Source organism: Nostoc sp., assembly GCF_036917675.1.
In the GTDB taxonomy this organism is placed as follows: Bacteria; Cyanobacteriota; Cyanobacteriia; order Cyanobacteriales; family Nostocaceae; genus Nostoc.
On the sequence record NZ_JBALCT010000061.1, the window covers coordinates 42,817 to 69,689 of the forward strand.

The following is a 26,873-nucleotide window of genomic DNA, read 5'->3' on the forward strand; positions in this document are numbered from 1 at the left end:
ATGAAACTATTTACCGAATACCCAGAAAAAGACGAAGCCAAATATTGCGCTCTCATGAGTGAGCTAGTCAAAAAGAACATGGAAAATCTTTACGGAGGTGAGAAGAAAAAAACTGCAAAGAGAGATACCCATTCTAAAACCCACGCTGCTGTTCAAGGAATTCTAGAAATCTTTGACTTTGATGAAACAGCAATTAAGGAGGAATTGAGTAAACGCACCTCATTATCTAAAGTTGAACTTTCTGCCATTTCCCTGAAACAAGGATTATTTGCCACACCGAAACAATATCCGGTTTGGCTACGATTTGCAAATGGTGCGTTTTCAGTAAAGAATGATTATGAAGGAGATACGCGCTCCATGGCCGTAAAAGTGATCGGCGTAGAAGGAGAACGACTACCACAAAGTCACGAGTTAAAAACCCAAGATATTATTACCCACAATACCGAATTTTTTTTTGTTAGAACCATCAAAGACTTCCACAGCTTTTTTTTGACGGTTTATCGAGCAGGGTTGTTTCCACTTTTTAAGCTGTTGGTGCTTTTTTGGCTAAAGTTGCATCCTTACGAATCCACTCTTTTACAAACTAGTTTCAAACGGTTTCCCAAGAGTTTGCTCACAGAACGCTATTGGAGTGCTTCAGCATTTTCTGTGGGACTCAAATCTGATTTTGACCCATCCCTACCAGGTCGAGTTCCTGTGGAATATCCGGCTGTGATTAAATATGGATTTACTCCAGTTTCCAGTCAACTACCTCATCAACAACTTCCTCTTGAGTCCAGACCAGAAAGTGAGCTTCAGCGTGCCAAAGCTTCAGGTTCAGAGGACAACTACTACCGAGAGGATATCATTCAAGCTTTAGCAAAGCCGGATGCTGAATACTATTGGAACTTCCAAATCCAATTTCAAACTAATCCAGAAATGTCCATTGATGATACTACCATTGTTTGGAATGAAGAGAAATCACCCTTCTTTACAGTTGGTCGCCTAACAGTTAAGCATCAGAAGGTTAATTCTCCCAACGAAAATGACTTTGGGGAAAATCTCAGTTTTTCTCCTGGGAATGGTCTAGCAGTACATCGTCCTGTGGGTGCGATCAATCGATTACGCAGCATAGTTTATCCTATCGTTGCTGATGACCGTCACAAAAAACGAGGAGTCAAATACCAAGAACCAACTGTCTGAGTTTTCACACGAATTATTAACTATAAATAGGCTTCTTTTTCTTTGCATCTTTGCGTGAGGCTAATTCATATTTTAAATCAGCAACGCTGATTGTACTGGGTACTGGGAAAATTTGTATGAGGATAAATCTTGGCTCAAAATATTGTCTATTGTTTGAAGTGAAGCAATGACAAAATGGTGTGATTGCTGGTAATTACGAAAGAAAAATCCGCTTTTAATTTTATTGCGATTGGTGAAGGTAGTTAAGTAGGAAAATTTTCCTAAATTTGATGTAGCGATCGCCCACACCTGAATCACAAGTGTGGGCGATTTATTCTACAAAGAATTAGCTAAACAACAGTAGATAGTTGCCGTTTAAAGAAAGCTTCTAAAACTCTCTCTGCTATTTGATGACTAGTTAAACCTAGTTCTGTCTTAGATTCATTGGGTTCAGCATGATCTACTAACACATCTGGTACACCGAATCGCTTGACAGGAACGAGAATATCTGCATCTAGTAAAGCTTCAGCGATCGCACTACCAAAGCCACCCATGATACAACCTTCCTCCAAGGTGATAACGCGGCCGATTCTCTTAGCCAAAGGCAAAATCAACTCGGTATCCAAAGGTTTAACGAAACGGGCATTAATTACAGTTGCTTCAATGCCGTGTTCGCTGAGAATTTCAGCAGCTTGCATTCCTGGATAAACCATTGTGCCATAGGCGACGATTAACACATCATCGCCAGTGCGGAGAATTTCGCCTTTGCCGATTTCCAGAGGTTCCCAACCTTCTTCCATCAGAGGGACACCGTAGCCATTGCCACGAGGATAACGCATTGCGATCGGTCCACTGGTATGGTTAACACCAGTTACGATCATGCTTTGCAGTTCTGCTTCGTCCTTGGGTGCCATCATTACCATGTTGGGAATGCAACGCAGATAGGCAATGTCATACATACCTTGGTGGGTGGGTCCATCAGCACCGACAATTCCTGCCCGATCCAGGCAGAAGAATACTGGCAAGTTTTGGATGCAGACATCATGAATTATCTGGTCATAGGCGCGTTGCAGAAAGGTAGAATAAATAACGGCTACGGGGCGCATCCCTTGAGTTGCAAGTCCTGCTGCTAAAGTGATTGCGTGTTGTTCAGCAATGCCGACATCAATATATTGATTGGGCAATTTTGCTTGCAGTTTATCTAAACCTGTCCCCGTTGCCATCGCCGCAGTGATCCCGATGATTTTTGGGTTTTGTTCGGCAAGTTTTACCAGAGTGTGAGAAAAGACTTTGGCATAAGCCGGGGGTTTGGGTTTACTGGAAGGAATAGCTTTGCCAGTTGCTACGTTAAAAGGGCTTTGGGCGTGGTAGCCAACTTGATCTAGTTCGGCAATTTCATAGCCTTTGCCCTTGACTGTTGCTACGTGTACCAAAACTGGGCCTGCTATCTGATGTGCCTGTTGGAAAGTGGCAATTAATTCTTCGAGATTATGCCCATCCACTGGCCCAATGTAGGTAAAGCCGAGTTCTTCAAAAACTGCACCTACCTTGGGAACAGCCAAGCGCTTCATACCTTCTTTGATGCGCCCAAGTTCGGGAGATAAAGATTCGCCAACGAAGGGAATTTGCTTAAGTTGTTCCTCAAGATTATCTTTAATAAATTGCACCGGTTGGCTGAGGCGCATTTTGTTGAGATAGCGGGGAATCGCGCCGACGTTGCGAGATATAGACATATCGTTGTCGTTGAGAACAACCAACACGTTAGTTTTTGGCATATGTCCAGCATGGTTGATGGCTTCTAAAGCCATACCCCCAGTCAGCGCCCCATCGCCAATCACAGCAACGGCTTTAAATTTTTCTCCTTTTAAGTCTCGCGCTAAAGCCATGCCCAATGCGGCTGAAATACTTGTAGAAGCATGTCCAGCCCCAAAGTGGTCGAACTTATTTTCACCGCGTTTAAGATAACCCGCAACTCCGTCTTTTTGTCTGAGGGTGTGGAAGCGATCATAGCGTCCTGTCAGCAGTTTGTGAGGATAAGCCTGGTGTCCTACATCCCAAATCACTTTATCCCGATCTAAGTCCAGTGTCTGGTAAAGTCCTAGTGTTAATTCCACAACACCCAACCCTGGCCCCAAGTGTCCACCGTTAACTGCTACCGTTTGGAGATGCTTATCTCGAATCTGACGGGCAATCTGTTGCAGTTGGCGAACAGATAAACCGTGCAACTGATTAGGATGGGTGATTTCGCTCAAATGCATATTATAAGGTTTTCCTCTCTAATTTCACGTTTTCGGTATTTTGATTTTCCCACGGTCGGGTTGTCCACAGATTCAAACTCTTACATTGTTACTAAGTTGTAGTGGAAAGTATAACTTCGTAATTAATAATGGTGAAAAATTTGTTACCCATTAACACTTCGTCAAATGAAGTTACAATCAGTTAAACATATAACACATTTGTCAATAAGTAATAATACCTAAATCTAGCCTGTAGCTCGTATATAAAAACAAGTTTTTCAGGAGCAATTTGCGGAAGTTCCCTAAGCAGATTACTCAGTTTTGCCTTTTAAAGTTAGTACAAAAGAAAATTAAATATCTCATTTCTAACTATATTTTCAGCATCTCTCTTAGAACTGCGTTATAGCAATGGCAATGAACATTTTACGCCGATAGGACTACCAGAAACCATTGAAAATCCTGATGTCGGGGAAATCATTTATGTTGCTGGTGAGTCAGGGGAAGTAATGTGTCGTCGCTGGAATTGGCGCAATGGACATAAAACCCGGATTACAGAAACAACTCAAGCGATTGTAATGAATATTGATGCTTTCGGAGAAAACAGTGAAGACAGAGCGATTACAACCCAAAATTCGGTAGCTGAAATGTTAGCAAAATTCTGTCAGGCTCACGTCCAAACGACGCTTCTATCGCCCGAAAACCCGTCCTATCAATTGGAAAACTAAGCGATCGCGGATGGGCTAACTTTAATTCGGAAGCGTAGTTAAACCCTACTGTTTGTTGACCAAAAAGAAATTTTCTGGTATTAGCAATAGCCATCTCCAGAAATTAATTTTGCGTTGCGCTAAGTCTTTGCTAGGCACAATTCATGAATTGTGCCTACCTCATTTTCAGTAGATGTTTTTTCTACTTGCTAAAAGCATCCTTGATGCTATCAACAGTGCGTTCAACAGCATTCTTTGTCTTGTCTACTGCTTTTTTAGTCCGAGCCGAATCTTCGTCTGCTCTTTTCTCAATTGTAGCCGCATCTCTCTTGGCTTTGCGTTCAGCAAAACTACCATTGTCATCCGTTGCTTGGTCAACTTTATTGGCATTGTTCTTGGCAGTTTGCTTAACTTTATCTGCCGTATCTTGGATGAAATTTTTGGCTCGTCCAGCATCTTCACTGGCTTTTTCTTGAACTTGATCGCCCGCGTCTTTGGATGCAATCAAGGCTGGACTGGGATCAGCCATTGCTGAGGTGTTCGAGAAAAATGCGCCTTGCCAAACAAAAGCGATCGCTAACATACAAAACAGTGTCGTAGCCATCCAGCGTTTTACCGTGGAAAACTGTTTTGTAAAATAATTCAGTTTCATAGAATACAATCTCATGTGATTTAGTATACTAGTTTTACTTCATTTTGCTTATTAGCCATATCGATCCCTAGATAGAGGTTTTTGCGTCAGAAGTTGTTATAGGAATTCACTATTTTGATAGATTGAATTTTGAGTAAAGATTTTTTTCTGGTAATCAAGGAGCAAATTAAACAGTTTAGAGCTTTTGGGCATGAGTGATCGCTGTTGAGTTAATGGCTGTTGCGATCGCAACAGGTAGCCTTGCCGTTCGCGTGGTAAGCGTTATGGCGCAGCAATTCATAGTGTCGCCTTACAATATGACGCGGGTTATGCTGCCCGAAGATAGGTTTAAAACTGGTCGGGTGCATGGTTGGTGACTGCTTTTTGCCATTGCTGTGCTAGTTTCTCAATTCGCCCTTGATTCACAGGCGATCGCTAGCAGCGGCGGGACTGATCAACTGCACATTGCGATCGCACATATTCAACATGTAAATGGCTCTTCAATTTGGGTTGTTTAATCATCAAGGCATGATCCTGGATTTTGCAACTAAGTACAGAACACGATAAAAAGGGTATGGAATTTAATCATTCGTAGGTTGGGTAGAACGTTCGCCTAGCGTCGCGTAGGGAAGTGAAACCCAACATCAAGTCTCAATATTTCCAAACCCCTTTTACGGTGAAGTGTACTTAGTTAAAGCCGTCCGTCAACGTCACCGATGAAGGGCTGCTCGCTCTCTTGACATCTGGGCTAATGCCTTAACTTGACACCAATGGATTAACGCCTACCGGACCTACAACAATTAGATTGCTACAAATAAATAGCGACGAACGACTAACTGAACGGTACAGATTGCGCTGAACTGTTCAGACCTGACGCAGGCATTCACTTACACAGCTAAAATGATTTCAAGGAAACTCTTCAGCAGAATCACAATGCTGAAAATTAGCCTGTAATATCATGTCCGCCAAATTACCCATAATAAAAGAACCCCACCCCCAACCCCTAAGAGCTCTTCGGGAGAGGAGACAAAGCACAGCTTTGGCTCTTTGGGGTTCTTCAGGTTTAATGAGCAATCAAACGGACATAATATAAGTATTATTAGTACGATCGCAGGAGGCAAAAAATGGGCTTGGCTGGATTAAGAATTGTGTTGGTAGAACCAGCTGGGCCGATAAATATCGGGGCGATCGCCAGGGTAATGAAAAATTTCGGGCTAGATCATTTAGTATTAGTAAATCCCCAATGCGATCCGCTATCGTCGGAAGCTTTGATGATGGCTGTTCATGCTACGGAAATTTTAGAATCTGCGGTATTAGTGCCGACCTTACCAGAAGCATTGCATGGATGTGTCAGGGCGATCGCTACCACTGGTCGCTTTCGGAGTTTGCAAACACCTTTAGAAAACCCCCGGACTGCACTACCCTGGTTACTGGAAGAACCAGAAAAACCCACAGCACTTATTTTTGGCAGAGAAGATCGGGGATTAAGCAATGAAGAATTAAATTATGCTCAGAGGTTTGTTTGCATTCCCACAAGTCAAGATTATCTAATCCTGAATTTGGCTACTGCTGTGGCAATCTGTTGTTATGAATTGTCACAATCTGTAAAACAACTTAATACTCAGACCCAACCCCAAACTGAACTTGCACCAATAGATGTTGTGGAAGCATATTACCAGCAATTAGAATCACTATTATTGAAAATTGGTTATGTATATCCGCATACGGCAGCTAGTCGCATGGAAAAATTTCGCCAACTGTATAATCGCGTTTACCTGAAAACAGGGGAAGTAGCCATGCTGCGAGGGATTTTGCAGCAGGTAGAATGGGCGATTAAAAACCAGAGGGATGGTGAAAACTTGTAATTATTCGTTTAATATATACGCAATCATCCCCCCAAAATAATTAGGCTTAAACTAAACACAAAAATGCTACATAGCGGCAAAGTAGAATTTAAGTATTAATATTGCTTAAAGATTAAGTTTTGGGTCAGGAGTCTGCAAGAAAACAGTCAAGTGGGTCACAAGGAGTAACTGTGTCAGAGTCAAGTGACGAACTAACAGCTTTCTCGCGGCGTCAACCCTTAAATCGCCGCCAGCGTCCACAAAAAGTTCAAAAAGTGGTAAAGAAGAAAGTTAAAGCTAACAGCCAGCAGCAAGGTGCGAATGGACGGCAAGCGGCGCTAACACGCCCAAAAAATCAAATCAGTCCTTCCCCAATCCCTGGTGCTACACGTCGGGTAAAATCGGGGTTAGTTATGCCATCGGCTGTAAAACCAATACCTACTGTGAAGGGGAAAATTCCTCCCTTTCGACCAGGTGCTGTGATGGTCAAATCAGTGCAGATGGAAAAGCCAAAAAGAGTCCGGCGATCATCGCACAAAACGCGGTTAAAGCCAATGGCCAAAACAATACTATATATTGTGCGGTTGTTGATTGTGGGTGTTGGGATGGGTGCAATTGTGGGCACGGTGTTGTCAGTATTAGACCCGGCTAATCGCATCAGTACAAATTCGACGCCACAATCTAATAGTAATGTGGTGCGATCGCAGCCACAACCTACTCAAACTCCCCCAGCCGCAGTTTCCAGCCTATACCTATCCCAGGAAATTATCCCTTTGAAAAATGCCGTGCAAAATTTGGTGGACAGCAACCCAAATCTTACAGCCGGAGTTTTCTTAGTAGATTTAGATACTGGTAATTATGTAGATGTCAATGGCTCAACCAGTTTTCCAGCGGCTAGCACAATTAAACTGCCGGTTCTAATTGCCTTTTTCCAGGATGTGGATGCAGGGAAAATTCGCCTAGATGAAATGCTCACCATGCAACAGGATATGGTAGCTGGCGGTTCGGGAACTCTGCAATATAAACCAGCCGGAACCAAGTACGCTGCTTTAGAAGTCGCCACTCAAATGATTACCATCAGCGACAACACAGCGACAAATATGTTGATTGCCCGATTGGGAGGAATCGATGCTTTAAACCAGCGTTTCCGCACTTGGGGATTGACAAACACAATCATTCGTAATCAACTCCCAGATTTGCAAGGGACAAACACCACTAGTTCGAGGGAATTGGGGAATTTGATGGCGATTGTGAGTCAGGGAAATTTGGTGAGTATGCCATCACGCGATCTCATGCTCGATATCTTGCGTCGCACTCAGAAAGACACTCTGCTACCATCGGGTTTGGGAACAGGCGCGAGAGTATACCACAAAACGGGTGATATTGGCACAATGTTGGCAGATGCAGGTTTAATAGTTGTTCCAACTGGCAAGCGTTATATAGCTGCTGTGATGGTACAACGCCCTAATAACGACCCTCGCGCCGAAAAACTGATTAGCTCAATTTCTCGTGCTGCCTACCAAGAGTTTAGCCAAAATGCTGTTACACCCAACAGTACCACAAGCACTATACCCGCAAATGGTTATCAGCCCCCTGTTGTGAGTCCTGTACCCAACAGTACCACAGGTACTCTACCGATGAATGGTTATCAGCCCCCTGTTGTGAATCCTGTACCCAACAGTATGGGAGGAACTGTACCGGAAAACGGTTATCAATCTCCAGTTATGAATCCGCAATATTACCCCCCAAGATAATTTGGGATTTTTGAATTTTGCATTTTTGCATTAGACATTTGCAGAAATTAATTATTCGACAAATACCTTTCTGTTTAATCTATTCGTACTCAGGTTTTAGATGATTAGACCTTTTGCAAAAGTCCCCTCTCGAAGAGCGCTACCGTGTACACACAAGTCGTCGAATTACACAAAAACCTCAAAGAGTCCTGACTTTAATCCCTCTCCTTAATAAGGAGAGGGACAGGTTTTGCGTAGCATAACCAGGGTGAGGTTTCTTTAAGCTATTCGATAAACTGTAAATTGCATAAAATAATTTTTTAATTGCCAATTAGACCATGCTTTTAACTTTTTTGATACCGCATCCCTGGCAGTTGCGAAATTAAACCCATAAGTTCCAACTGTAACAAGGCACCGGAAACCGAGCCAGCAGCCTGGCCGGTTTGTTGGACAATAAAATCGAAGGATAAAGGATCACTTGCGAACGCATTCATTACCGTTTGCAATTCTGGCGATAAAGTTGGTAAAGTTAACTGTTCTGGTGCTGTGGAAGCCTCAACTCCATCAATTTGTGGTATTGCTCCTAGCATGGTTAATAGTTCGTCTACTTCCTTAAGAATGAAAGTTGCTCCCTGACTCAGTAACTTTAAACACCCTTGGGATGGATGATCGTCCAGTCTTCCAGGTAGTGCATAGACATCTCTACCAAATTCATTTGCGTAGGTAGCTGTAATTAAAGCACCAGATTTTATCGGCGCTTCCATTACCAGGATGGCGCGGCTTAAACCTGCAATAATTCGGTTGCGACGGGGAAAGTGCGTGCGATCGGGTGGGGTTTTTGTGGGGTACTCACTCACGACTAACCCAGCCGTCAAAATTTGCTTGTAGAGATCCCGATTTTTATGTGGATAGATGACATCTACACCAGTTCCTAAAACTGCGATCGTGCGTCCACCTGCTTTCATGGCGGCGATGTGGCTTTCTGTGTCAATTCCCTCTGCCATCCCAGAAACAACTGTAAAGCCATTTTTAGCCAAAGCTGTACTAATTTGGCGAGTCCAACGGATGCCGTATTCTGAGGGTTGGCGTGTTCCGACAATCCCAACCATCGGTTTTTGTCCGAGATTTTCTTGGAGTTCGACTTCACCGCGATAGTATAAAATCGGTGGCGGACTTGGAGTTTCCAGCAATAAGCGGGGATAATCGGCATCTGCTGGTGTCCAGAAATGGGAATTTTCCTGCTGGTGCTTGATGAATAGTTGTTCTGGGTGCAAACGCGATCGCTGTTGTACTACTTTTTCTAATGTCTGAAAACCAAAACCCTCTACTTCTCCTAACTGTATCTTGGTAGCGTTCCAAGCCGTTGCCAGTGTACCAAAATGCTGTTGCAGCCGTCGCAGTAATACCGGGCCAATTCCAGAAATTTGCGTCCAAGCTAGCCAATATGCTCCTTCTTCTACCACGGTTTCATCCTCACGCCTATTGGATTGAGTATTCCCAAATTAGGGCTGGTTGTTGATATAAAGGGGGAGTGGAGGAGATGACAAAGTTTCTTACAGCTATTTTCAGGTAAATAGACCACGCAGTAAGGGCACAGCATTGCTCATTGGTGTCAACTTAAGAGCAAACCCTTTTAAAACCTCGTTTCTAGCCAGAGGCTAGAAATGCAAATCAATTGCGGCTCTGCCGCCAGTCTTGAGGCGGAGCCTCACATTAGGCATTCCCAGTCTTCGACTGGGAACGAGATAATCTACAAAAGCTGCTTCTAGAAAGGCTTTCACGTTAAGTTGACACCTATGAGCATTGCTGTGCTACTACGACAGATGTGGTTCAAATACTTGAATTCTGCTGCAAAACATGGAAGTTGAGCCTTTGGGGTTGAAAATTGAGCCTTTTACTATTAAATATTGACTCTTAACTCTTGACTATTGTCTCTTGACCATTGACTATTGACTATTGACCGACAAAGAAAAGGATACAGAAAAACTAAATTTATTTATAGGGATTGTTAATTTTGAATTTTGAATTCGGAGCGAAGCGACGTGACTATTCGACTATCTTCTGTGATGAAATATTTCTATCGTCTTTTAATATGCCTATCTGGGTGCTTAATATTTTTACTGCTGCATAGTGTCTTTGGTTTGTTGCCGAGTTTGGCTGCCGAAAAGATTGTTTTCAGGTATGGATTGTTTGAGCAATCGCTCCCAGTGGCAGATATACGCAACTATGCCGAGACGGAAAAGGTTTCTGCCGATCTGCAATCTTTCTTAGGTTATTTCAGCGCTAAGGATAAACAGAAGTTCCGAGATACTCTTCAGGTGAAAATGCCTCTTGATATTGCGGCTTTAGATAAGGTGATAAATACAGGAATGGGCAAGCAAATTTTATCTTTTGCTTCCCAAGGGACTGTCTTTCCGACACGCTCCGCGATCGCCCGTCCTGATCAAGGCAGTATACAAGCGCTACGATCTGCGATTATCTTAGGAGCAAAATCACCAGAAGGTCTAGGACTAATCAGCTTTCTAGAAGCCTATCCTAGTAATCAACTAGTTGTTGACGTGTCAAAAATTCAGAAGCTAGTCAGCATGGCAAATTCATCTTCTAGTTCTGCTGATGCACCTCCAAAAGACAATGTAAGTTCTTCACCTTTAGGGCAAATTGCACTACAATATCAGATACTTGCTACCCAAGGTAAACAGTTCTCAGGTTGTTTATTTGGCGATTCTATTTCAGCTGAACTTGGTAATACCCTTGGGAGTGGTAATTTTAATTTTGGGTTAAATGGTCTGAGTACAATCTCATTACTAGAACAACTTAAAAGTTTAATTCCTACCAAGGTGAAATGTGAAAAAGCGATTATTGCCATAGGTGGAAATGATGCTTGGTATGGAATTAGTGATGAATTATTTAGCAAAAACCTGCAAGAGGCGATCGCACTTATCCGCACAATGGGAAATAAAGAGATTTTTCTGATTCCGGCTTTTTATTCAACAGTTGCAGCAAGCTTAGATCCAACTGTATCAGCCCCACTTCCTAAAGTTGAGCAAATTAATGTTCTGATTAATCGAGTTGCTGAAACCGAAAAAGTGCCAGTTGCAGGCGCAGGACTAGCACCCTTGTATGAAAATAATGTTCTCAAAGAAAATTTGACCAGTGATGGCGACCATTTGAATGCAGAGGGTCTAAAAATTTATCGACAAGCATTATTACAAATCCTGGGTAAGTAAGTGGGTCAAATTAAATATAAAACCTCACCCTGCCTCCGGCTTCCCTCTGCGAACTCATGGAGAGGGATTGAGGGTGAGATTTGATCTTATATTTAATTACGCCTACCTACTTAGGTCAATCTAATTAAACATAAAACGCTCTGTAGATAGATACCCAACTTATTTGAGAAGTCGGATATCTGGAAATTACGAATTACGAATTATCACCTTTAGTCTTTCCAGTTCAAAAACCGAGCATAAATATAAGCGATCGCTTCATCAAGAATTGTCCGTACACCTTGGCTAGAACCCCACCATTTCTCTGGATCGTAATCTTGCGTTTTGGCAGCAATCACACCAACTTTGATATCAGGATTCAGTAATTTTTTGAAAATTAGCCAACTTCTACGGGTATGAACATCCAAAGAAAAAAGATTAATTGATTCTACCTGTAAATTGGAATTGGATAGCCAGCGATAAAATTCAGCAGCAGATGCATAACTACGATCCTTAACCACAAAAGGTGTTGGAACAGCTACCACTTTTTCTGCTTCTAAACCGAGTTTGATAAAGGTGGCGACTGACACATCTGCAAAGTTATTGTATCCAGTCAGATAACTTCCTTTTCCTAATGTACCTCCGGTACTAATTATTTGACGATAAGAACCGTTTTTAAATTCAGTCAATGCTTCTTCTATAGCGTAATCTGGTAGCCATCCTTCCACAACTAATACTTCTGCTGATTTGATCGGGGAAGTTACGGCGAGAAAAGAGTGTATATGAGTAATAGTGAAAAATATCAAATAAGCGATCAAAGCGATCGCAATCGCCCACCCCTGAGCCGTAAGTGTCCACATTTCTTGGCGTTTTATTAGTTTTATCTTCGGAAAATTTTGACGCCGGCGATTTTTGGTCTGCATTAAACCTTAGCTAAACGTTGCTCTTTCAAGTAGGTGAAGACAGACTTATCTCCAATATCAGCAGGAATTGCTTGCACTGTCTTTCGCAGCGCAAACACCAAAAATAACGTCGCCCAAATTCCTAATAAAACACTTTCCCCCTGAGTTGGTAAAACTCGCACTAAATGTCCTAATAATAGTAGCGGTACTATTACGGTTAATACTTTAGTTTCCAGGCGATTGAAACAAAAAGCCTCTTTAAAATAAATACCTGTCAAAGCAACGAAGATAAAACCAACTCCAAATAAGGTAAGAGGCTGATTGTAAATAGTCAGAGCCAAAGGTTTACTACTAGAGATTGCCAGAATCACTGATGCTATAGTACCGATCGCCCAAAAAACTTGCAACATTCGGTGCATTGATGCCATGTAGATATGAATAGTAAATAAACTTACACCAAGAGCAAGACTAAAACAAGCATATAGAGGTGTAAGTGCGGTAAAAACAGTCGGGTTATTGTTGAGCAAAACTAAAGCGCTACCTATGGCAAAGCTCAGTGCTGCTACCATTAACCCAGCGCGGTAGATAATTACGCCAGTGCGATCGCTCTGAGTAATTGTAAATTCTCCAAACTGACCTTGATAAACTTCTGGTGGATGTAGTGTTTGCGTAGTCATGGTTACAAATATAGTTAGGATTTACTAATAGAGTACAACGGTAAATTGCTGAAGGGTTACTTTTACTATTATCGGCAATCAGATGAACTTAGTGTGACAATCTCTAAATTCTTTTGCAAAAGTGTAGAAGCTTGCTCGGTTTGTCGTCAAATATCGCTCTTTATGGAGGATATGCGATCGCATTACAGAATGATTTCCACTTACAGCAGAATTCAAGTATTTGAACCACATCTGTCGTAAGGGCACAGCAATGCTGTGCCCTTACCGCGTGATCTATTTACCTGAAAATAGCTGTAAGTCGATAGCGATCGATCGCCACTAGACAAACTGTACAATTTGACCCTTTGCCTTCGCAAACCGTCTCGTTGGCGCAGCCTCTCGTAGAGAAGAATTCGTAGAACCGAACAGTTTTTGCGATCAGGGGATAAAGTAAAAGCACCCACATTACCACGAGGTATATGAGCGCTAATAAATAAAAATCATTATCGAGGATAATCTATCTGCTATGACAGACCGAAGTAACTATAAGAATAGCAGCCACTGGGTAAATAAACTGCAAGGGTAGTTACAAATGTTTTGTTAAAAATACTACTTCCCGTAAACGCGATGCTTGACTTAGCCAAAATTCAATCGATTGCTCAATCCTATTCTGCTCAAGAACTCTTTGCAGCCTTGGTTTGGCAGCGTCGGTGTCGGTTCAATGAGTTTGATGGCGAAGAAGTGATTACTGAACTTTCCAACCACAGGAATTTATGGGCAAGCTTTCTGTTCACCAAACCAATTTTTGCACCAGATGAAAACGGTTTAAGCTTTGGTGGTATGGTTGATACCCTGCTTGCAATGGCAAACTATCGTCCCATGCCTGAAACCAGCATCATCCATTTCATCGCTTATCCTGCCGATACGCTATACATCCTGATAGAGAACCAAGACACAAAAGTGTCTGAGCTTTTAGATTTGGGCAAAAAGTGGCCAGCTGACTCAGTAGAGGTAAGTGATGGCACGAATGAAGAATATCGGTTTGCGGCTTAAGCGCCGACTGAGAACTAGATTGGAAGGGGCGCTATGGGGTGAAGATGTTCACCAGGATTGTGATGCGGTGATTATTTCCTATTGGTGGGATTGAATTCTTGGACAGAAGTCTTATTGAAATATCTCAATAAGAGAAATATATGGAGTAAGATGTAGTGTGCAAAACTGGTGCGATGTCTAGCTTGGGCTACGCCTACGCTAAACTAAAAATAAAGTCCGATGCCGCATAGTCCATCGTAGGCATCGCCTCACAGATAAATTAATTGTTTCTTTTGCCTGGGTTATCAGTTTGATTTGAAAATTCGTACTTTTGTATAACCCGCTCAATCTGGCAAGTCACCGCATTTATTCTATGTTGAACTTTATCAAAATCAATATTTACCCAAATATAAGATTTGTCAGGTCTTTCCTGCTTATTATTCATAACTTGCTTTACTTGTCAAGATATTTTGTAATATCTATACAATATAGCCGTCTCAATTTCTAAACTACTTTCTCTAGACGTATAAGTAGATGTGCTTAACATTTCCTTAAGATTTTACACTTGTGTTGAGCGAAGTCGAAACACAGTGATTTGTAGAGCTACAAGCTGTGCTACCGCACTAAAAAAGACGCGATATTTCGCGCCTCTGGCAGCTAAAATCCAAATTCTCAGTGTTAGCTTAAACCTTTGTTTGTAGATATTGCACCAACTGCGGTGCTTGCATCACTCCCTCTATCCGATCCACAGGCTGACCTTGCTTAAATAGTACTAAGGTTGGGAGAGAGGCAATTTTATACTGAGTGGCCAAATCCGCGTATTTTTCTGTATCGATTTTGACAATCCGTAGGCGATCCTTAAGTTGGGCATTGACTTGCTCTAAAATTGGCACCATCATCTGACAAGGACCACACCAGTCAGCATAAAAATCTACTAATACAGGTACATCAGAAGCAGACAGCATCTCTTCAAAGCTGTTAAATTGCTTTTTAGTTGCCATATGACACACACCGATTTTCAATTGTTTGTTTCAATAGTAATTCTTATAAAATAAAATCGGTATAGGTTTATAGGTTTTTGTTGGGAAAATATTAGATGAGTGAATATAGACTGATTTACCAGCCAAAAATCTTAAATAATTATAATAAAATACGTATATTCTTGTCTTTTGTGCATAGGCATTAGATATATATTTCAACCTATTCTGTTATTATTTTTATAGGGTATTGTTCATAAGATAACTGACTATTATTATCTATTAGCTATCTAATTTGCATCATGCCAGCAAGATTGTCACCCCGTAAGAGTTAGATTTTATCCAGACAATATCAGATGTTCCCTAAATCACCATAAGATAATTAGCGCGGTATTTTTCAGATTGAGGAACATTAAATGACACTATTACAAGATAAAGTCGTAATTGTTACAGGTGGATCACGAGGAATTGGGCGAGCGATCGCAATTGAATTAGCCACACAAGGAGCGATCGCAGTTGTCAATTATGCCAGTTCTAGTGCAGCAGCTGAGGCAGTAGTTGCAGAAATTATCGCAGCCGGAGGTCAGGCGATCGCTATCCAAGCAGACGTTTCTAAAATTGATCAAGTAGACGCACTAGTTAACGCCGTCATCGAAAAGTTCAGCCGTGTGGATATCTTAGTTAACAACGCAGGTATTACCCGCGACACGCTGCTTTTGCGTTTGAAGCCAGAAGATTGGCAAGCTGTGATAGACCTTAACCTAACTGGTGTTTTCTTATGTACACGCGCCGTCAGTAAAATCATGCTCAAACAGCGATCGGGACGAATTATTAATATTACCTCCGTTGCTGGGCAAATCGGCAACCCAGGTCAATCAAATTACAGCGCCGCCAAAGCAGGTGTAATCGGCTTCACCAAAAGCGTTGCCAAAGAGCTGGCTACTCGCGGCATCACCGTTAACGCCGTCGCCCCTGGATTCATCGCCACCGACATGACCAGCAATCTCAACAACCCCGAAGAAATTCTCAAATACATCCCCCTCGGTCGCTTTGGTCAGCCCGAAGAAGTCGCTGGGATGGTGCGCTTTCTCGCCGCCGATCCCGCCGCAAGCTACATCACTGGACAAGTATTTAACGTTGATGGTGGTATGGTGATGGCTTAAAGAGTGCTGAGTTAGGAGTTAGTAATTTTGGTAGCGTGCGTTAGCCTATGGCTAACGCACCCTTGTTATACAGTGACTAATTAAATGTCGTCGTGACAAATTGCTGTCCTTGAAATAAGCATTGTATCACTAGGCTTTTGAAAAGCATAGAGTCATCAAAGTTAACACTATATGCAGTGGCAGAATGAATGCCATTTTCTTAGAGGCTGTTTGCCAAGTCATTGGCAACAATACAAATTGTTAGCAATGCGTTTTTTCGACAATTCATATTTTCGACAATTCATATTTTCGCCAACTCAAAAAAGGTGCATACTTTACCACCTTGCGTGTACGGTTATCACTACTATGAAATTGCTACGTATATACTTAGTGAAGCGCTAAAATTTCAGAAGTTACAAGATGTAGCATTAAAGTCTAAGGCTGTACGCTATGTATAAGACTACACTTAGAGGTTGACGATTAAGCCTCGGCAAATATGCTCTTTCAAGTATATGAGTAGCTTCTCTAATTCATTTTAGAGGCAGGCTAGATCAAGCATTTAGCATTTCTTCTCTTCTAAACAAGCAACCAAATATGATTCACTCTCCTTCGCCTTCTACTCCAGAGTCACAAACATTCAAAGTTCTATCGATAGACGGAGGGGGAATTAAAGGGCTGTATTCAGCCAGAATCCTAGAACATTTCGAGGATAGATTTAACTGTCACATCGCTGATTATTTTGACTTGATTTGTGGCACTTCAACAGGAGGCTTGATTGCACTAGGGCTGTCCCTAGATATCCCTGTCGGACTGATCAGCAACTTATACTACAGACGAGGCAAACAAATTTTCCCCCAGCGAAATAGTTTTCTAAGTTCGCTTAAACAGGTTTTCCTACGAAGCAAGTATGATAACAGCGAATTGAGGAAAGCATTGGAAGAAATGTTTGGAGAGCGAACCCTTGCAGACTCTCGCTGTTTGTTGTGTATGCCCGCGTTTTCTTTAACTGATGGTAGACCCTTCATTTTTAAATACGACCATAATGAAGGCAATCTACGTAGGGATGGCAAAACAAGATACGTTGACATAGCTCTTGCAACAAGTGCTGCACCTGCGTACCTGCCGATTGTTACCATCGATACTTCCGAGCACAAACAGTTTATTGATGGAGGAGTTTATGCCAACAATCCAACTTTAGTTGGGGTAATGGAGGCACTTCGGTACTTCGTTGGCAACGGCAAAAGATTTCAGAAGCTAATGGTGATGTCTATTGGTTCTCTGGAGCCAAATCCTGGTAGGCGGTTTGTTGCTAAACATCATCGTTCGGTTATCGACTGGAACAACGATCTAATCACTACGTTTTTTGAGGGACAGGCTTATGTTACGGGTTACTTTGTGGACACTCTAGCGCACTACTGCGACTCCCCGTTTGATTATGTTCGTATTCCTGGTGCTCCTTTATCTCCACAGCAGGCACAAATTATTAACCTCGATAACACTTCCAGTGAGGCATTGCAGTTAATATCACAGATGGGCACAGATCAGGCGTTGTTTTGGGGTAGGAAACCAGAAATTGCTGAGTTCTTCAAAGAACGTAAACGATATATTATCAGGTGATCACGTGGCAAACTGTCATAAATTGTTCCTGAAGTTCAACACTTTAATTGCTTTTAAGTCTAAGCAAAAAGAGACATTACGTGTATCCCGTAATGCTGTTCGTGAGAGAATCAGGCGGTACTTTCAGAATAAGCAGAATGGCTTTTTTCCAAAGTTTCACGGGCAGGGTTCATTGATGATGAATACTATCATAGAGCCGCTTGATGGAGAGTTTGACATTGATGATGGTATTTATTTCAAAGTAGAAGTACAACCAATTCAGAGCGTTAGCACATTACACCAATGGATTTGGGAAGCCGTAGATGGGCATACGACACAAAAGCCTATTGACAAGCAAACCTGTGTCAGACTTGTTTATGCCGGAGAATATCACCTTGATCTGCCCATTTACTACATCATTGAAGGGCAAACTCCATATCTAGCTCATAAGGGTAAAGGATTCATTAAAAGCGACCCTAGAGAATTCATCAAATGGTTTAATAATAAAGCTGACAATGACGGTCAACTAAAGCGAATTGTGCGTTATCTAAAAGCCTGGAGTGATTACAGGAAAGGCCACTTGCCGAGTGGATTAATTTTTTCAATTTTAGCGGCTAATAATATTGTTTTTGATGAACGAGATGACATAGCCTTTTATAAAACTCTACTCAACATCAAGAGTACCCTAGAACAGAATTTTGTATGCTATCGGCCGACAACTCCTGCCTATGAAAACCTGCTGAAGGATTACAGCAAAACTAACAAGGATTACTTTTTAGGGCAGCTTGGCAGTTTCATTCAATCTGCTGAGAAAGCCTTAGATGAGAAGACAAACCAGAAAGATGCCTGTGAAGCTTGGCAGCGTCACTTTGGCGAAGGCAGATTTCCCTTTGAGTCTTATGCAAATACTGAAGAATTCATTGAAAATCGTTTTAGTATCGATATTCGATATGAATTGAAGATAGATTGCCTCGTTTCACAACAAGGCTTTAGACCTCATTCGTTAATTGAAATGATTTCAAGTAGATTACCTTTGCTTAGAGGTAAAAGCCTAAAATTTTATATTGTTGACTGTAATGTACCAAAGCCATTTCAAGTCAAATGGAAGGTTCGTAATGTTGGAGAAGAAGCAACCAGAAGAGATCAAATTCGAGGTCAAATTCTAAATGATAGTGGAAATCATCAAAAAAACGAATCAAGTCTTTTTCACGGAGCGCATTTTGTGGAATGTTATATTATTAAAGATAATATTTGTGTGGCACGGTCTAGAATTGATGTGCCGATTAAATTTCCAGAGTAGGGTGGCTGCCGAGAAACGAATACCCTTGGCAAATTCCGAAAATATCTAAACTGAACGAGCTAGTTAAGCAATGAGTAGAGTCTGTTAAAGCCAAATTAAAACTCGAATTAGATTGATAGCAGGATCTGTCATAAAATGCTGTAAATTGGATTAAGTTAGTTCTATATAACGCCAGTTGTGCAATTAAAATGAAGTATAGTAATAACTATCAAATAACCTTTTTAAAAACGTAGTATTTTAAATTCATCACTTTTAATACTATAAAATACGGTAACATTTTTACTGATCGATTTAGCATATCTTAAAGCTAAAAATGAACTTTTCAGAGTATCTCCAATACCAATTGAAAAAGTATAAGGTAAACACTCTTTCTTTACAAAATCAGATAGATTTTTAATATTAACTTCATGACCTTTACAAATAATACCATCAGCTCCACTAAATATTATTTCAAATCTTTCTTGTACTAAATAAATTGAAATAAAATCTACAATTTTTTTGATATCCTCATTGATTTTCTTAAGGCTAACTTCGTCATTTTCCATAAAACTTTTCTCTATTTTTAGTCCAATATCGTCTCCATCTAAGATTATATACATCATTATCGGTTCCCTCTAATCTATCATCCATTGCTCTTCGTTACACCACTTTTTCTCTGCTTCTTGATAAGATTCTACACAATTGCTAGATACAAATTTTAGCTTTATAAACCCCTTAGTAGGTCTATTTGTCCAAAAATCACCATATAATAGTTTCTCTTTATCGTCACCTATAATTGACAACTCTGATGCCCCTTGTGGAATATTTTCTTCATCTGATTTAAGCCTCTTTTGTGAATAGAAATAAGTAACTTGTTTAAGACCTTTATTTTCATTATTCAATAATGTTTCACTCGATGAATAAGAAACAAATTTATCAGTAATCGAGATGAAGTGAATGAATAAAAAAGACTGCCTTATTGTTAGCACAATTTTTCCAAAATACTTATTTTTGTTATTATCCTCTGAGTTATATGTACCGATCCATGTTCCATTTAGATTGGGTCTATCAAATATTTTATTTAAAACTGGCATTTTCCAACCCCATTTGAAATAGAAAGCCCAATATAGAGTCAAGAAAGTAATAGTCATACTAAAAATTCTAAAAATTTCAAAGGATAAAATATTTACACTAAATAAAATTATTAAGACACTCGATACAATGATTGATGAAACAACTGTTATAGTTATAAGCTTTTTAATTTCTATTTCATTCATAACAGAGTAGCCTCGATTTTTAGTTGTACAGTTACTAATTAAATGTCGTCGAGACAAATTGCTGTCCTTGAAATAAGCATTGTATCACTAGCCTTTTAAAAGGCACAGATTCATTAAAGTTAACACTATACTATACCCAGTGGTAGAGTGAATGCCATTTTCTTAGCAAGTGATAAATTTGTGATCATTCCAAAATATAAGTAGTTCATCAGAAATGACAATAATTTGTCATTTAAGACAGTAGTATGTCACTGATGACAAATAGTAAGTCACTGTACACTTGGTTGTAAGACAATTTAACTCAAGCTTGAATTTTTTGTGAACTGGTCAAGGTACAATTGTGCATCATCGAATAGCCCGTCGTAGATATCTCTTCCATACAGAGAATAAATCATAGTAGGGCTAGCATTGCAATGCCCACCCTACAAGCAACTAGGGCTGTTGACGTATCCTTTGCCAGATAGTAAAGGCCAAAAGAATGATAATGCTACTGGCGGTAGCCAACATCACAGCCAAACTCATACCTTGTATTCTCATGGCCAGCAAGTTGAAAACTAAGGTAATTGACCAAAGTATGAACGCAGCATTGCGCTGGGAGAGTCCCCAAGCAAGTAAGCGGTGGTGCAGGTGGTCTTTGCCAGGAGTACTCAGAGGGTTATTTCCTGCTAGTAACCGCCGCACAAATACTTGAGTGGTGTCTAGGACTGGTAACAACAGAAATAAAACCGTAGGAATTAGCGCATAAAGTGTGTTTTGTTGCAGTTTGCCTAAAATACTGGTTGCTGCCAGTACATAGCCGAAAAAGTATGCTCCGGCATCACCCATAATAATTCGTGACGGATGAAAGTTATGGCGCAAAAAGCCCAGTGCAGCACCTCCCAAGGCTGCAAGTACCAAGATTGCTGCTGCACGATTATTAAATTGGGCTGCAACAGCCAACAAACTCATCGCGGTAATAAAGCTGATTCCTCCTGCCAAGCCATCCATACCATCCATCAAGTTGATGGCGTTGGTAATCCCTACTACCCACAGCACTGTTAGCAACATGGACAGCAGCGAGTCGATGGGGGTGCCAAACAGGACTTTGACGCTGATGCCATTAGCTACCAGCAACAGTGCCGTGACAATTTGCGCCCACAATCGAACAGAGGGCGGTAAACCGAACTGATCATCGATAAAGCCCACAAGGACTAATATCGAACCCCCCAACAAAATAGTGAGTACCTGAGCCAATACGTTTTGGAGTTCGATCGGTCGTAAAAGGCTAGCTAATACCAGCGCGGCAATTACACCCGCGTAGATAGCCAGCCCCCCTGCATTGGGTAAAGGTTCTCGGTTGAGTCGCCGAGCGTTGGGTTGGTCAGCCCAACCTACCCGCAAGGCGAATTTGCGTACTGTCGGAATTAAACGCCAAGTTACAACCCAAGCCAAGAGGAATGTAAATACTACCGCCAACCAGCCGGTGCCGTGAGGGTCGGCAATACCAAGGGACTTAAGGGAGTTCTCTAGATTCATCTCCCAATTCAAGCATTACTGCCAGTATCTAATATGAGCATCACCTGTATATTAATCAATTTTTTTATTTCCATTTATAATTTGAGCGGCTTGGGAGATTAGCACTCTTGACGTGTGAGTGCTAAATTGTCTAATGGAAGCGCTGGAGAAATAAAACATGGCGAAAATTATTGCATTTAACGAGGAATCGCGGCGAGCTCTAGAAAGGGGTGTTAACGCCCTTGCCGATGCCGTAAAAATCACCTTGGGGCCAAAAGGTCGCAATGTCCTTTTAGAGAAAAAATTTGGCGCACCTCAAATTGTCAACGATGGTATCACTGTTGCCAAGGAAATTGAATTAGAAGATCCTTTGGAAAATACTGGTGCAAGACTCATGCAGGAAGTAGCATCAAAAACTAAAGATGTTGCTGGAGATGGCACCACCACCGCCACAGTTCTAGCACAAGCCTTGATTCGGGAAGGTTTGAAGAACGTCGCGGCGGGTAGTAACCCAGTTAGTTTGAAGCGCGGGATCGATAAAACCATTGAGGCACTGGTAAAAGAAATTGCTAGGGTAGCCAAGCCAGTAGAAGGAAGTGCGATCGCTCAAGTTGCCACTGTCTCTGCTGGTAACGATGAAGAAGTTGGCCAAATGTTAGCCGAAGCAATGGAAAAAGTCACCAAAGATGGTGTAATTACCGTTGAAGAATCCAAATCCCTAACCACCGAACTAGAAGTAGTTGAGGGCATGCAGATTGACAGGGGCTATATTTCCCCCTATTTCGTCACCAACAACGAGCGACAAATAGTCGAATTTGAAAACGCCCGGATCTTGGTTACTGACAAAAAAATCAGCAGCATCCAGGATTTAGTGCCGATTTTGGAAAAAGTCGCCCGTTCTGGTCAGCCCTTGCTAATTATCGCTGAAGATGTCGAAGGTGATGCTTTGGCAACTCTGGTGGTGAATAAAGCGCGGGGTGTATTGGCTGTGGCTGCGATTAAAGCGCCTGGGTTTGGCGATCGCCGCAAAGCTTTGTTAGAAGATATTGCTATTCTCACCGATGGACAGTTGATTTCTGAAGAAATTGGCTTAAGCTTGGATACTGCTGCTCTAGAAGCGCTGGGAACTGCCCGCAAAATCACCATTGACAAAGAAACCACCACAATTGTAGCTGGCAGTGTCACCAAGCCAGAGGTACAAAAGCGAATTGCTCAAATTCGCCGACAGTTGGAAGAAACCGATTCTGAATACGATCAAGAAAAACTGCAAGAACGCATCGCCAAGCTCGCTGGCGGTGTGGCAGTGATTAAAGTGGGTGCGGCAACCGAAACCGAACTCAAAGACCGCAAACTGCGAATTGAAGACGCACTGAACGCTACTAAAGCCGCCGTGGAAGAAGGTATTGTTCCTGGTGGTGGGACGACCTTAATTCACTTAGCTAAGACGGTAGAAGCGATTAAAAACAGTCTGCAAGATGAAGAAGAAAAAATTGGGGCTGATATTGTCGGACGAGCGCTAGAAGCTCCCTTGCGCCAAATAGCAGACAACGCCGGTGCTGAAGGTTCTGTTATTGTCTCTCAAGTCCGAGATAGCGACTTTAACATTGGCTACAATGCTGCTACCGGGGAATTTGAAGACTTGATCGCTGCTGGCATTATCGACCCTGCCAAAGTAGTGCGTTCAGCTTTGCAAAACGCTGGTTCCATTGCTGGTTTGGTCTTAACCACCGAAGCGATCATTGTTGAAAAGCCGGAGAAGAAATCCGCTGCTGCTGCGCCTGATATGGGCGGTATGGGCGGCATGGGCGGCATGGGCGGCATGGGCGGCATGGGCGGCATGGGCGGCATGTTCTAACTTCTGCTGATCCAGATAAATATTTTTTTAGCAGTTTGTCTTCCCAAGGCAAACTGTTTTTTATATTAAATTTTGTAAAATTACGTGTAAGTTGTTAGTTGCCCTAGTCAGTTGTTTTTAGCACTGACAAATGACAAATGACAAATGACAAATGACAATTGACTATTAGGTAATATTTAATGACCCGAAAACTGCGCCGCCTCCCCAAAATAGCAACTAGATCGGATGAAAATGAGTTCTATCACCAACCAGGGACTCTACCAGGAACCATTATTATTGATGCAGATGCTCCACCACCGATAATTTTCTTGATTGACTATAACCAAACTAATTTTACCCGTGAACAAATAGCAACTCCAGAGGAGTGTGTCCCATATCTGGAGATGGAATCGGTTTCTTGGGTAGACGTACAAGGTTTAGGCAGTCAAGACATATTACAACGATTGGGTAAAGTTTTTAAGTTACATCCTCTAGTTTTAGAAGATGTAGTTAATGTACCGGAGCGTCCCAAAACAGAGGATTATGAAGACCAATTGCTATTCATTAGCCGTATGGTAGTAGCAAAGGAAAGAACATGTGGTTTTTATAGTGAGCAAGTGAGTTTAATATTAGGGAAAAATTATTTGCTGACAGTACAAGAGGAACCAGAGCATGATTGTTTTGAAGCGGTGCGATCGCGAATTGAAAAAAATAAAGGTATCATTCGTAAACAGGGAGCGGATTATTTAGCTTACGCTGTGTTAGATGCGATTATTGATGGCTTTTTCCCAGTGCTGGAGCTTTATGGGGAGCGAATCGAAGAGCTAGAGGAGGAGGTAATAGTTAAACCAACCCCACAAACACTACAAAATATTTATCAAATTAGGCGAGAATTACTGCAACTACGTCGTGCTATCTGGCCACAGAGGGATGCAATTAATTCCTTAATTCGAGATGGTAGTGAACTCATTAGTGAAGAAGTGCGAATCTACCTGCGAGATTGTTATGACCATACGGTACAAGTAATGGATATGGTGGAAACTTATCGAGAACTAGCATCTGGATTAATGGATGTGTACCTTTCGGCAGTGAGCAACAAAATGAATGAAATTATGAAGGTACTAACGATAGTTTCAACAATTTTTATTCCACTGACTTTTGTAGCAGGAATATATGGGATGAATTTCAGCACTGAAAAATCGCCATATAATATGCCTGAATTGAATTGGTATTGGGGCTACCCAATTTGTTTGGCAGTAATGGCTGCGATCGCACTGGCTTTACTATTCTTTTTTTGGCAACGAGGCTGGCTGCAAAATTCTGTAATAGTCAAGCGCAATTAAAAATTGCAGATGAGCGATGAGTCGAATATATATTATATTCATTAACACTGGGAGTTGAGATGCTGAGTTATGAGGAGTAGCGACCAGAATTTAATAGTTTTGACGATTTATATTATCGGTGTCTCCTATGTTTTTAACCGCATGGTTGAATCCATTGACGACCAAATTAAATTTGAGTTTAAAAAAGGAATCGTTGACGAGCAACTTAAAGAACAAAATCTCGACGATAAAATTGGGATTTCCTTTAGACTCAAATCCTCATACCCAATTGACGATTTGAAAGATTTAGGAATTGGCATTGAAAATAAATCTGAAAATATTGCCGTATACGTTGACTGGGACAATAGCTCTTTGGTAGTTGAACATAGCAAGCAATCGCGCCGCGTGATTCGGAAATCACCAGACTTAACCCGCGATTTAGCAGTACCCCAAAGTCCTAGCCTGATTGCCCCCAAGAAAACACTTTCTGAAACGGTGACAGCAGAAGATGTTTTCGAGCGCGATCAAGTAACTGGAACCTATTTAGCAAAAAAACCACTAATTGATATCAACGGACTGCAAAAAGGGCAAAAAAAGTTATACAACGACTTTATTAACAGAAGAAAGGAGTTGGATTTTTCCCTGCAACTGGTGCTACGGATATCTGAGGTGCGTTTAGGTTTAGCTCCAGGTCGTGATTTTCCTGACATTAGCATTATCAATTGTCCTTTCACAGTCAGGAAACTACCTTGGACTTACGCTCTACCTTGGAATAAAAAAAAGTAATCCCATGTAGAACATACTATGTCAACCAAGTACACTGGATCTAAGGAGAGAGTAGGCGCAGGCAGTTGCAGATCAGTCATAGTCACTGGTTTGAGGAAAGTCCGGACTCCCGAAAGACCAAACTTGCTGGATAACGTCCAGTGCGAGCGATCGTGAGGATAGTGCCACAGAAAGATACCGCCAATCAATTTTGGATTTTAGATTTTAAATTTTGGATTGAATCTAAAATCCAAAATCCAAAATCCAAAATTCTTTGGTAAGGGTGCAAAGGTGCGGTAAGAGCGCACCAGCAGTATCGAGAGGTGCTGGCTCGGTAAACCCCGGTTGGGAGCAAGGCGCTAGGAACTACGGTTGGTCTTTTACCAGTTCCGCTCAATGAGAGCCGCTAGAGGCGTTTGGTAACAAGCGTCCCAGATAGATAACTGCCCTCGCAAGAGAACAGAACCCGGCTTACTACCTAGTCTTTCCCCTGCAATGGAGTATGAACCTTTCACGGTTTGTACTCCATTCTTTTTTGGACGGATTTTGTGCGATCGCTAAGGAATAAGAATTAAATAACATACAATTTATCTCCCAATACAGTTCAGATAAGACCAAAACACTTGTAGACACGGCGATTTATCGCGTCTCTAAACCAGACGGCGATTTATGTCCCTGGCTTACCTCACCCTCAATCCCTCTCCGATATATTGGAGAGGGATCGTGAGATAGGATGAAGTTTTGCATTTTATTTAATCCACGTTCCTAATTCATAATTTAAAGCATTCCCAGTATCTCTAATCCTGTATCCAGATGCCATTTCACCCGATATAGTCCAAACAGCTTCTCTTGACTGTACCGTGCTGGGTATTCTAGCTTTCTTCCCTCCATCGTCATCTTGAGCAATGCTGACTGTTCTGGTGTAGGTGTTCCCATAGCCTCTAGCGTTGCTTCTAGCGCTTGTACTTGAGAGAGCATAGGAGTCTTCAATCCTTTATTCTCTGACACTTGCTTACAGGCTATAACAGGGAAAGTCAGGAGTGCGTTAATGTAGGATGCCTTATCAGCAGGGTTCCCTATTGCT

25 protein-coding genes and 1 other RNA gene are annotated in these 26,873 nt (G+C 41.6%); 15 read left to right on the forward strand and 11 right to left on the reverse strand.

What is annotated here, in order from left to right; translation table 11 throughout:
- Window positions 1–1,182 (forward strand): catalase, encoded by a 1,182-nt coding sequence (locus V7K31_RS23005; RefSeq protein ID WP_335097084.1) that lies wholly within the window; start codon window positions 1–3, stop codon window positions 1,180–1,182.
- A 329-nt stretch (window positions 1,183–1,511) separates the two neighbouring features.
- Here V7K31_RS23005 and dxs read toward each other — a convergent pair whose 3' ends face one another.
- Window positions 1,512–3,419, reverse strand: coding sequence for a 1-deoxy-D-xylulose-5-phosphate synthase (dxs, locus tag V7K31_RS23010; RefSeq protein ID WP_335097085.1), 1,908 nt, complete (start codon window positions 3,417–3,419; stop codon window positions 1,512–1,514).
- A 485-nt stretch (window positions 3,420–3,904) separates the two neighbouring features.
- Here dxs and V7K31_RS23015 point away from each other — a divergent pair, with 485 nt between their 5' ends.
- On the forward strand, window positions 3,905–4,123 hold the full coding sequence (locus V7K31_RS23015; protein WP_335097086.1) for a hypothetical protein: 219 nt from the start codon (window positions 3,905–3,907) through the stop codon (window positions 4,121–4,123).
- Between the two features lie 181 nt (window positions 4,124–4,304).
- Here the strand turns inward: V7K31_RS23015 and V7K31_RS23020 are convergent, their stop codons facing one another.
- Entirely contained in the window at window positions 4,305–4,754 is a 450-nt protein-coding gene (locus V7K31_RS23020; RefSeq protein ID WP_335097087.1) for a hypothetical protein, read from the reverse strand.
- 194 nt (window positions 4,755–4,948) lie between these two features.
- Here V7K31_RS23020 and V7K31_RS23025 point away from each other — a divergent pair, with 194 nt between their 5' ends.
- The 4 genes from V7K31_RS23025 to V7K31_RS23040 all read left to right on the forward strand — a co-directional run bounded on the left by V7K31_RS23025 (window position 4,949) and on the right by V7K31_RS23040 (window position 8,331).
- Window positions 4,949–5,110: a hypothetical protein gene (locus tag V7K31_RS23025; RefSeq protein WP_335097088.1), complete on the forward strand. Its 162-nt coding sequence runs from the start codon at window positions 4,949–4,951 to the stop codon at window positions 5,108–5,110.
- Between the two features lie 18 nt (window positions 5,111–5,128).
- Window positions 5,129–5,251, forward strand: a complete 123-nt coding sequence (locus V7K31_RS23030; protein WP_335097089.1) for a hypothetical protein — start codon at window positions 5,129–5,131, stop codon at window positions 5,249–5,251.
- A gap of 606 nt (window positions 5,252–5,857) precedes the next feature.
- The gene (locus V7K31_RS23035; RefSeq protein WP_335097091.1) at window positions 5,858–6,598 is read left to right on the forward strand and encodes an RNA methyltransferase; all 741 of its coding nucleotides are present in this window, start codon (window positions 5,858–5,860) and stop codon (window positions 6,596–6,598) included.
- A 170-nt stretch (window positions 6,599–6,768) separates the two neighbouring features.
- Window positions 6,769–8,331 carry a serine hydrolase gene (locus V7K31_RS23040; RefSeq protein ID WP_335097092.1) on the forward strand — a complete coding sequence of 521 codons (1,563 nt, stop codon included), beginning with the start codon at window positions 6,769–6,771 and terminating at the stop codon, window positions 8,329–8,331.
- 323 nt (window positions 8,332–8,654) lie between these two features.
- On the opposite strand, the gene dprA is transcribed toward V7K31_RS23040, so the two are convergent.
- Window positions 8,655–9,773, reverse strand: coding sequence for a DNA-processing protein DprA (dprA, locus tag V7K31_RS23045; RefSeq protein ID WP_335097094.1), 1,119 nt, complete (start codon window positions 9,771–9,773; stop codon window positions 8,655–8,657).
- A 579-nt stretch (window positions 9,774–10,352) separates the two neighbouring features.
- On the opposite strand from dprA, the gene V7K31_RS23050 reads away from it, so the two are divergent.
- Window positions 10,353–11,537: an alpha/beta hydrolase gene (locus V7K31_RS23050; protein ID WP_335097096.1), complete on the forward strand. Its 1,185-nt coding sequence runs from the start codon at window positions 10,353–10,355 to the stop codon at window positions 11,535–11,537.
- A gap of 209 nt (window positions 11,538–11,746) precedes the next feature.
- Here V7K31_RS23050 and V7K31_RS23055 read toward each other — a convergent pair whose 3' ends face one another.
- Both V7K31_RS23055 and V7K31_RS23060 read right to left on the reverse strand, forming a co-directional pair.
- Window positions 11,747–12,436 carry a YdcF family protein gene (locus V7K31_RS23055; protein ID WP_335097098.1) on the reverse strand — a complete coding sequence of 230 codons (690 nt, stop codon included), beginning with the start codon at window positions 12,434–12,436 and terminating at the stop codon, window positions 11,747–11,749.
- The gene (locus V7K31_RS23060) at window positions 12,436–13,092 is read right to left on the reverse strand and encodes a DUF2301 domain-containing membrane protein (protein WP_335097099.1); all 657 of its coding nucleotides are present in this window, start codon (window positions 13,090–13,092) and stop codon (window positions 12,436–12,438) included. Before V7K31_RS23060 ends, V7K31_RS23055 begins: the two co-directional genes overlap by 1 nt.
- A gap of 606 nt (window positions 13,093–13,698) precedes the next feature.
- Between V7K31_RS23060 and V7K31_RS23065 the strand changes: the two genes are divergently transcribed.
- Window positions 13,699–14,124 (forward strand): hypothetical protein, encoded by a 426-nt coding sequence (locus tag V7K31_RS23065; RefSeq protein WP_335097100.1) that lies wholly within the window; start codon window positions 13,699–13,701, stop codon window positions 14,122–14,124.
- Window positions 14,125–14,383: 259 nt separating this feature from the next.
- Here the strand turns inward: V7K31_RS23065 and V7K31_RS23070 are convergent, their stop codons facing one another.
- Both V7K31_RS23070 and trxA read right to left on the reverse strand, forming a co-directional pair.
- Entirely contained in the window at window positions 14,384–14,548 is a 165-nt protein-coding gene (locus V7K31_RS23070; RefSeq protein WP_335097102.1) for a hypothetical protein, read from the reverse strand.
- A 238-nt stretch (window positions 14,549–14,786) separates the two neighbouring features.
- On the reverse strand, window positions 14,787–15,104 hold the full coding sequence (gene trxA / locus V7K31_RS23075) for a thioredoxin (RefSeq protein ID WP_335097104.1): 318 nt from the start codon (window positions 15,102–15,104) through the stop codon (window positions 14,787–14,789).
- A 392-nt stretch (window positions 15,105–15,496) separates the two neighbouring features.
- On the opposite strand from trxA, the gene fabG reads away from it, so the two are divergent.
- The 3 genes from fabG (at window position 15,497) to V7K31_RS23090 (ending at window position 19,118) form a co-directional block, all read left to right on the forward strand.
- Window positions 15,497–16,243, forward strand: a complete 747-nt coding sequence (gene fabG, locus V7K31_RS23080) for a 3-oxoacyl-[acyl-carrier-protein] reductase (protein WP_335097105.1) — start codon at window positions 15,497–15,499, stop codon at window positions 16,241–16,243.
- Between the two features lie 573 nt (window positions 16,244–16,816).
- Complete coding sequence (locus V7K31_RS23085; protein ID WP_335097106.1) at window positions 16,817–17,839, forward strand: CBASS cGAMP-activated phospholipase; 1,023 nt, start codon at window positions 16,817–16,819, stop codon at window positions 17,837–17,839.
- A gap of 4 nt (window positions 17,840–17,843) precedes the next feature.
- Window positions 17,844–19,118 (forward strand): nucleotide-binding domain-containing protein, encoded by a 1,275-nt coding sequence (locus tag V7K31_RS23090; protein WP_335097108.1) that lies wholly within the window; start codon window positions 17,844–17,846, stop codon window positions 19,116–19,118.
- 221 nt (window positions 19,119–19,339) lie between these two features.
- On the opposite strand, the gene V7K31_RS23095 is transcribed toward V7K31_RS23090, so the two are convergent.
- The 3 genes from V7K31_RS23095 to V7K31_RS23105 all read right to left on the reverse strand — a co-directional run bounded on the left by V7K31_RS23095 (window position 19,340) and on the right by V7K31_RS23105 (window position 21,889).
- On the reverse strand, window positions 19,340–19,720 hold the full coding sequence (locus V7K31_RS23095; RefSeq protein ID WP_335097109.1) for a mCpol domain-containing protein: 381 nt from the start codon (window positions 19,718–19,720) through the stop codon (window positions 19,340–19,342).
- Window positions 19,721–19,732: 12 nt separating this feature from the next.
- Window positions 19,733–20,374, reverse strand: a complete 642-nt coding sequence (locus tag V7K31_RS23100; protein ID WP_335097111.1) for a hypothetical protein — start codon at window positions 20,372–20,374, stop codon at window positions 19,733–19,735.
- Between the two features lie 432 nt (window positions 20,375–20,806).
- On the reverse strand, window positions 20,807–21,889 hold the full coding sequence (locus V7K31_RS23105; RefSeq protein ID WP_335097113.1) for an MraY family glycosyltransferase: 1,083 nt from the start codon (window positions 21,887–21,889) through the stop codon (window positions 20,807–20,809).
- Window positions 21,890–22,046: 157 nt separating this feature from the next.
- On the opposite strand from V7K31_RS23105, the gene groL reads away from it, so the two are divergent.
- The 4 genes from groL (at window position 22,047) to rnpB (ending at window position 26,279) form a co-directional block, all read left to right on the forward strand.
- Entirely contained in the window at window positions 22,047–23,723 is a 1,677-nt protein-coding gene (gene groL / locus V7K31_RS23110) for a chaperonin GroEL (protein ID WP_335097115.1), read from the forward strand.
- 179 nt (window positions 23,724–23,902) lie between these two features.
- Complete coding sequence (gene corA / locus V7K31_RS23115; RefSeq protein WP_335097117.1) at window positions 23,903–25,045, forward strand: magnesium/cobalt transporter CorA; 1,143 nt, start codon at window positions 23,903–23,905, stop codon at window positions 25,043–25,045.
- A 69-nt stretch (window positions 25,046–25,114) separates the two neighbouring features.
- On the forward strand, window positions 25,115–25,810 hold the full coding sequence (locus tag V7K31_RS23120; protein WP_335097119.1) for a hypothetical protein: 696 nt from the start codon (window positions 25,115–25,117) through the stop codon (window positions 25,808–25,810).
- 47 nt (window positions 25,811–25,857) lie between these two features.
- Window positions 25,858–26,279: RNase P RNA component class A (gene rnpB / locus V7K31_RS23125), an RNA gene on the forward strand.
- Window positions 26,280–26,566: 287 nt separating this feature from the next.
- Here the strand turns inward: rnpB and V7K31_RS23130 are convergent.
- Complete coding sequence (locus tag V7K31_RS23130; protein WP_335097120.1) at window positions 26,567–26,767, reverse strand: hypothetical protein; 201 nt, start codon at window positions 26,765–26,767, stop codon at window positions 26,567–26,569.
- Window positions 26,768–26,873 lie beyond the last annotated feature (106 nt).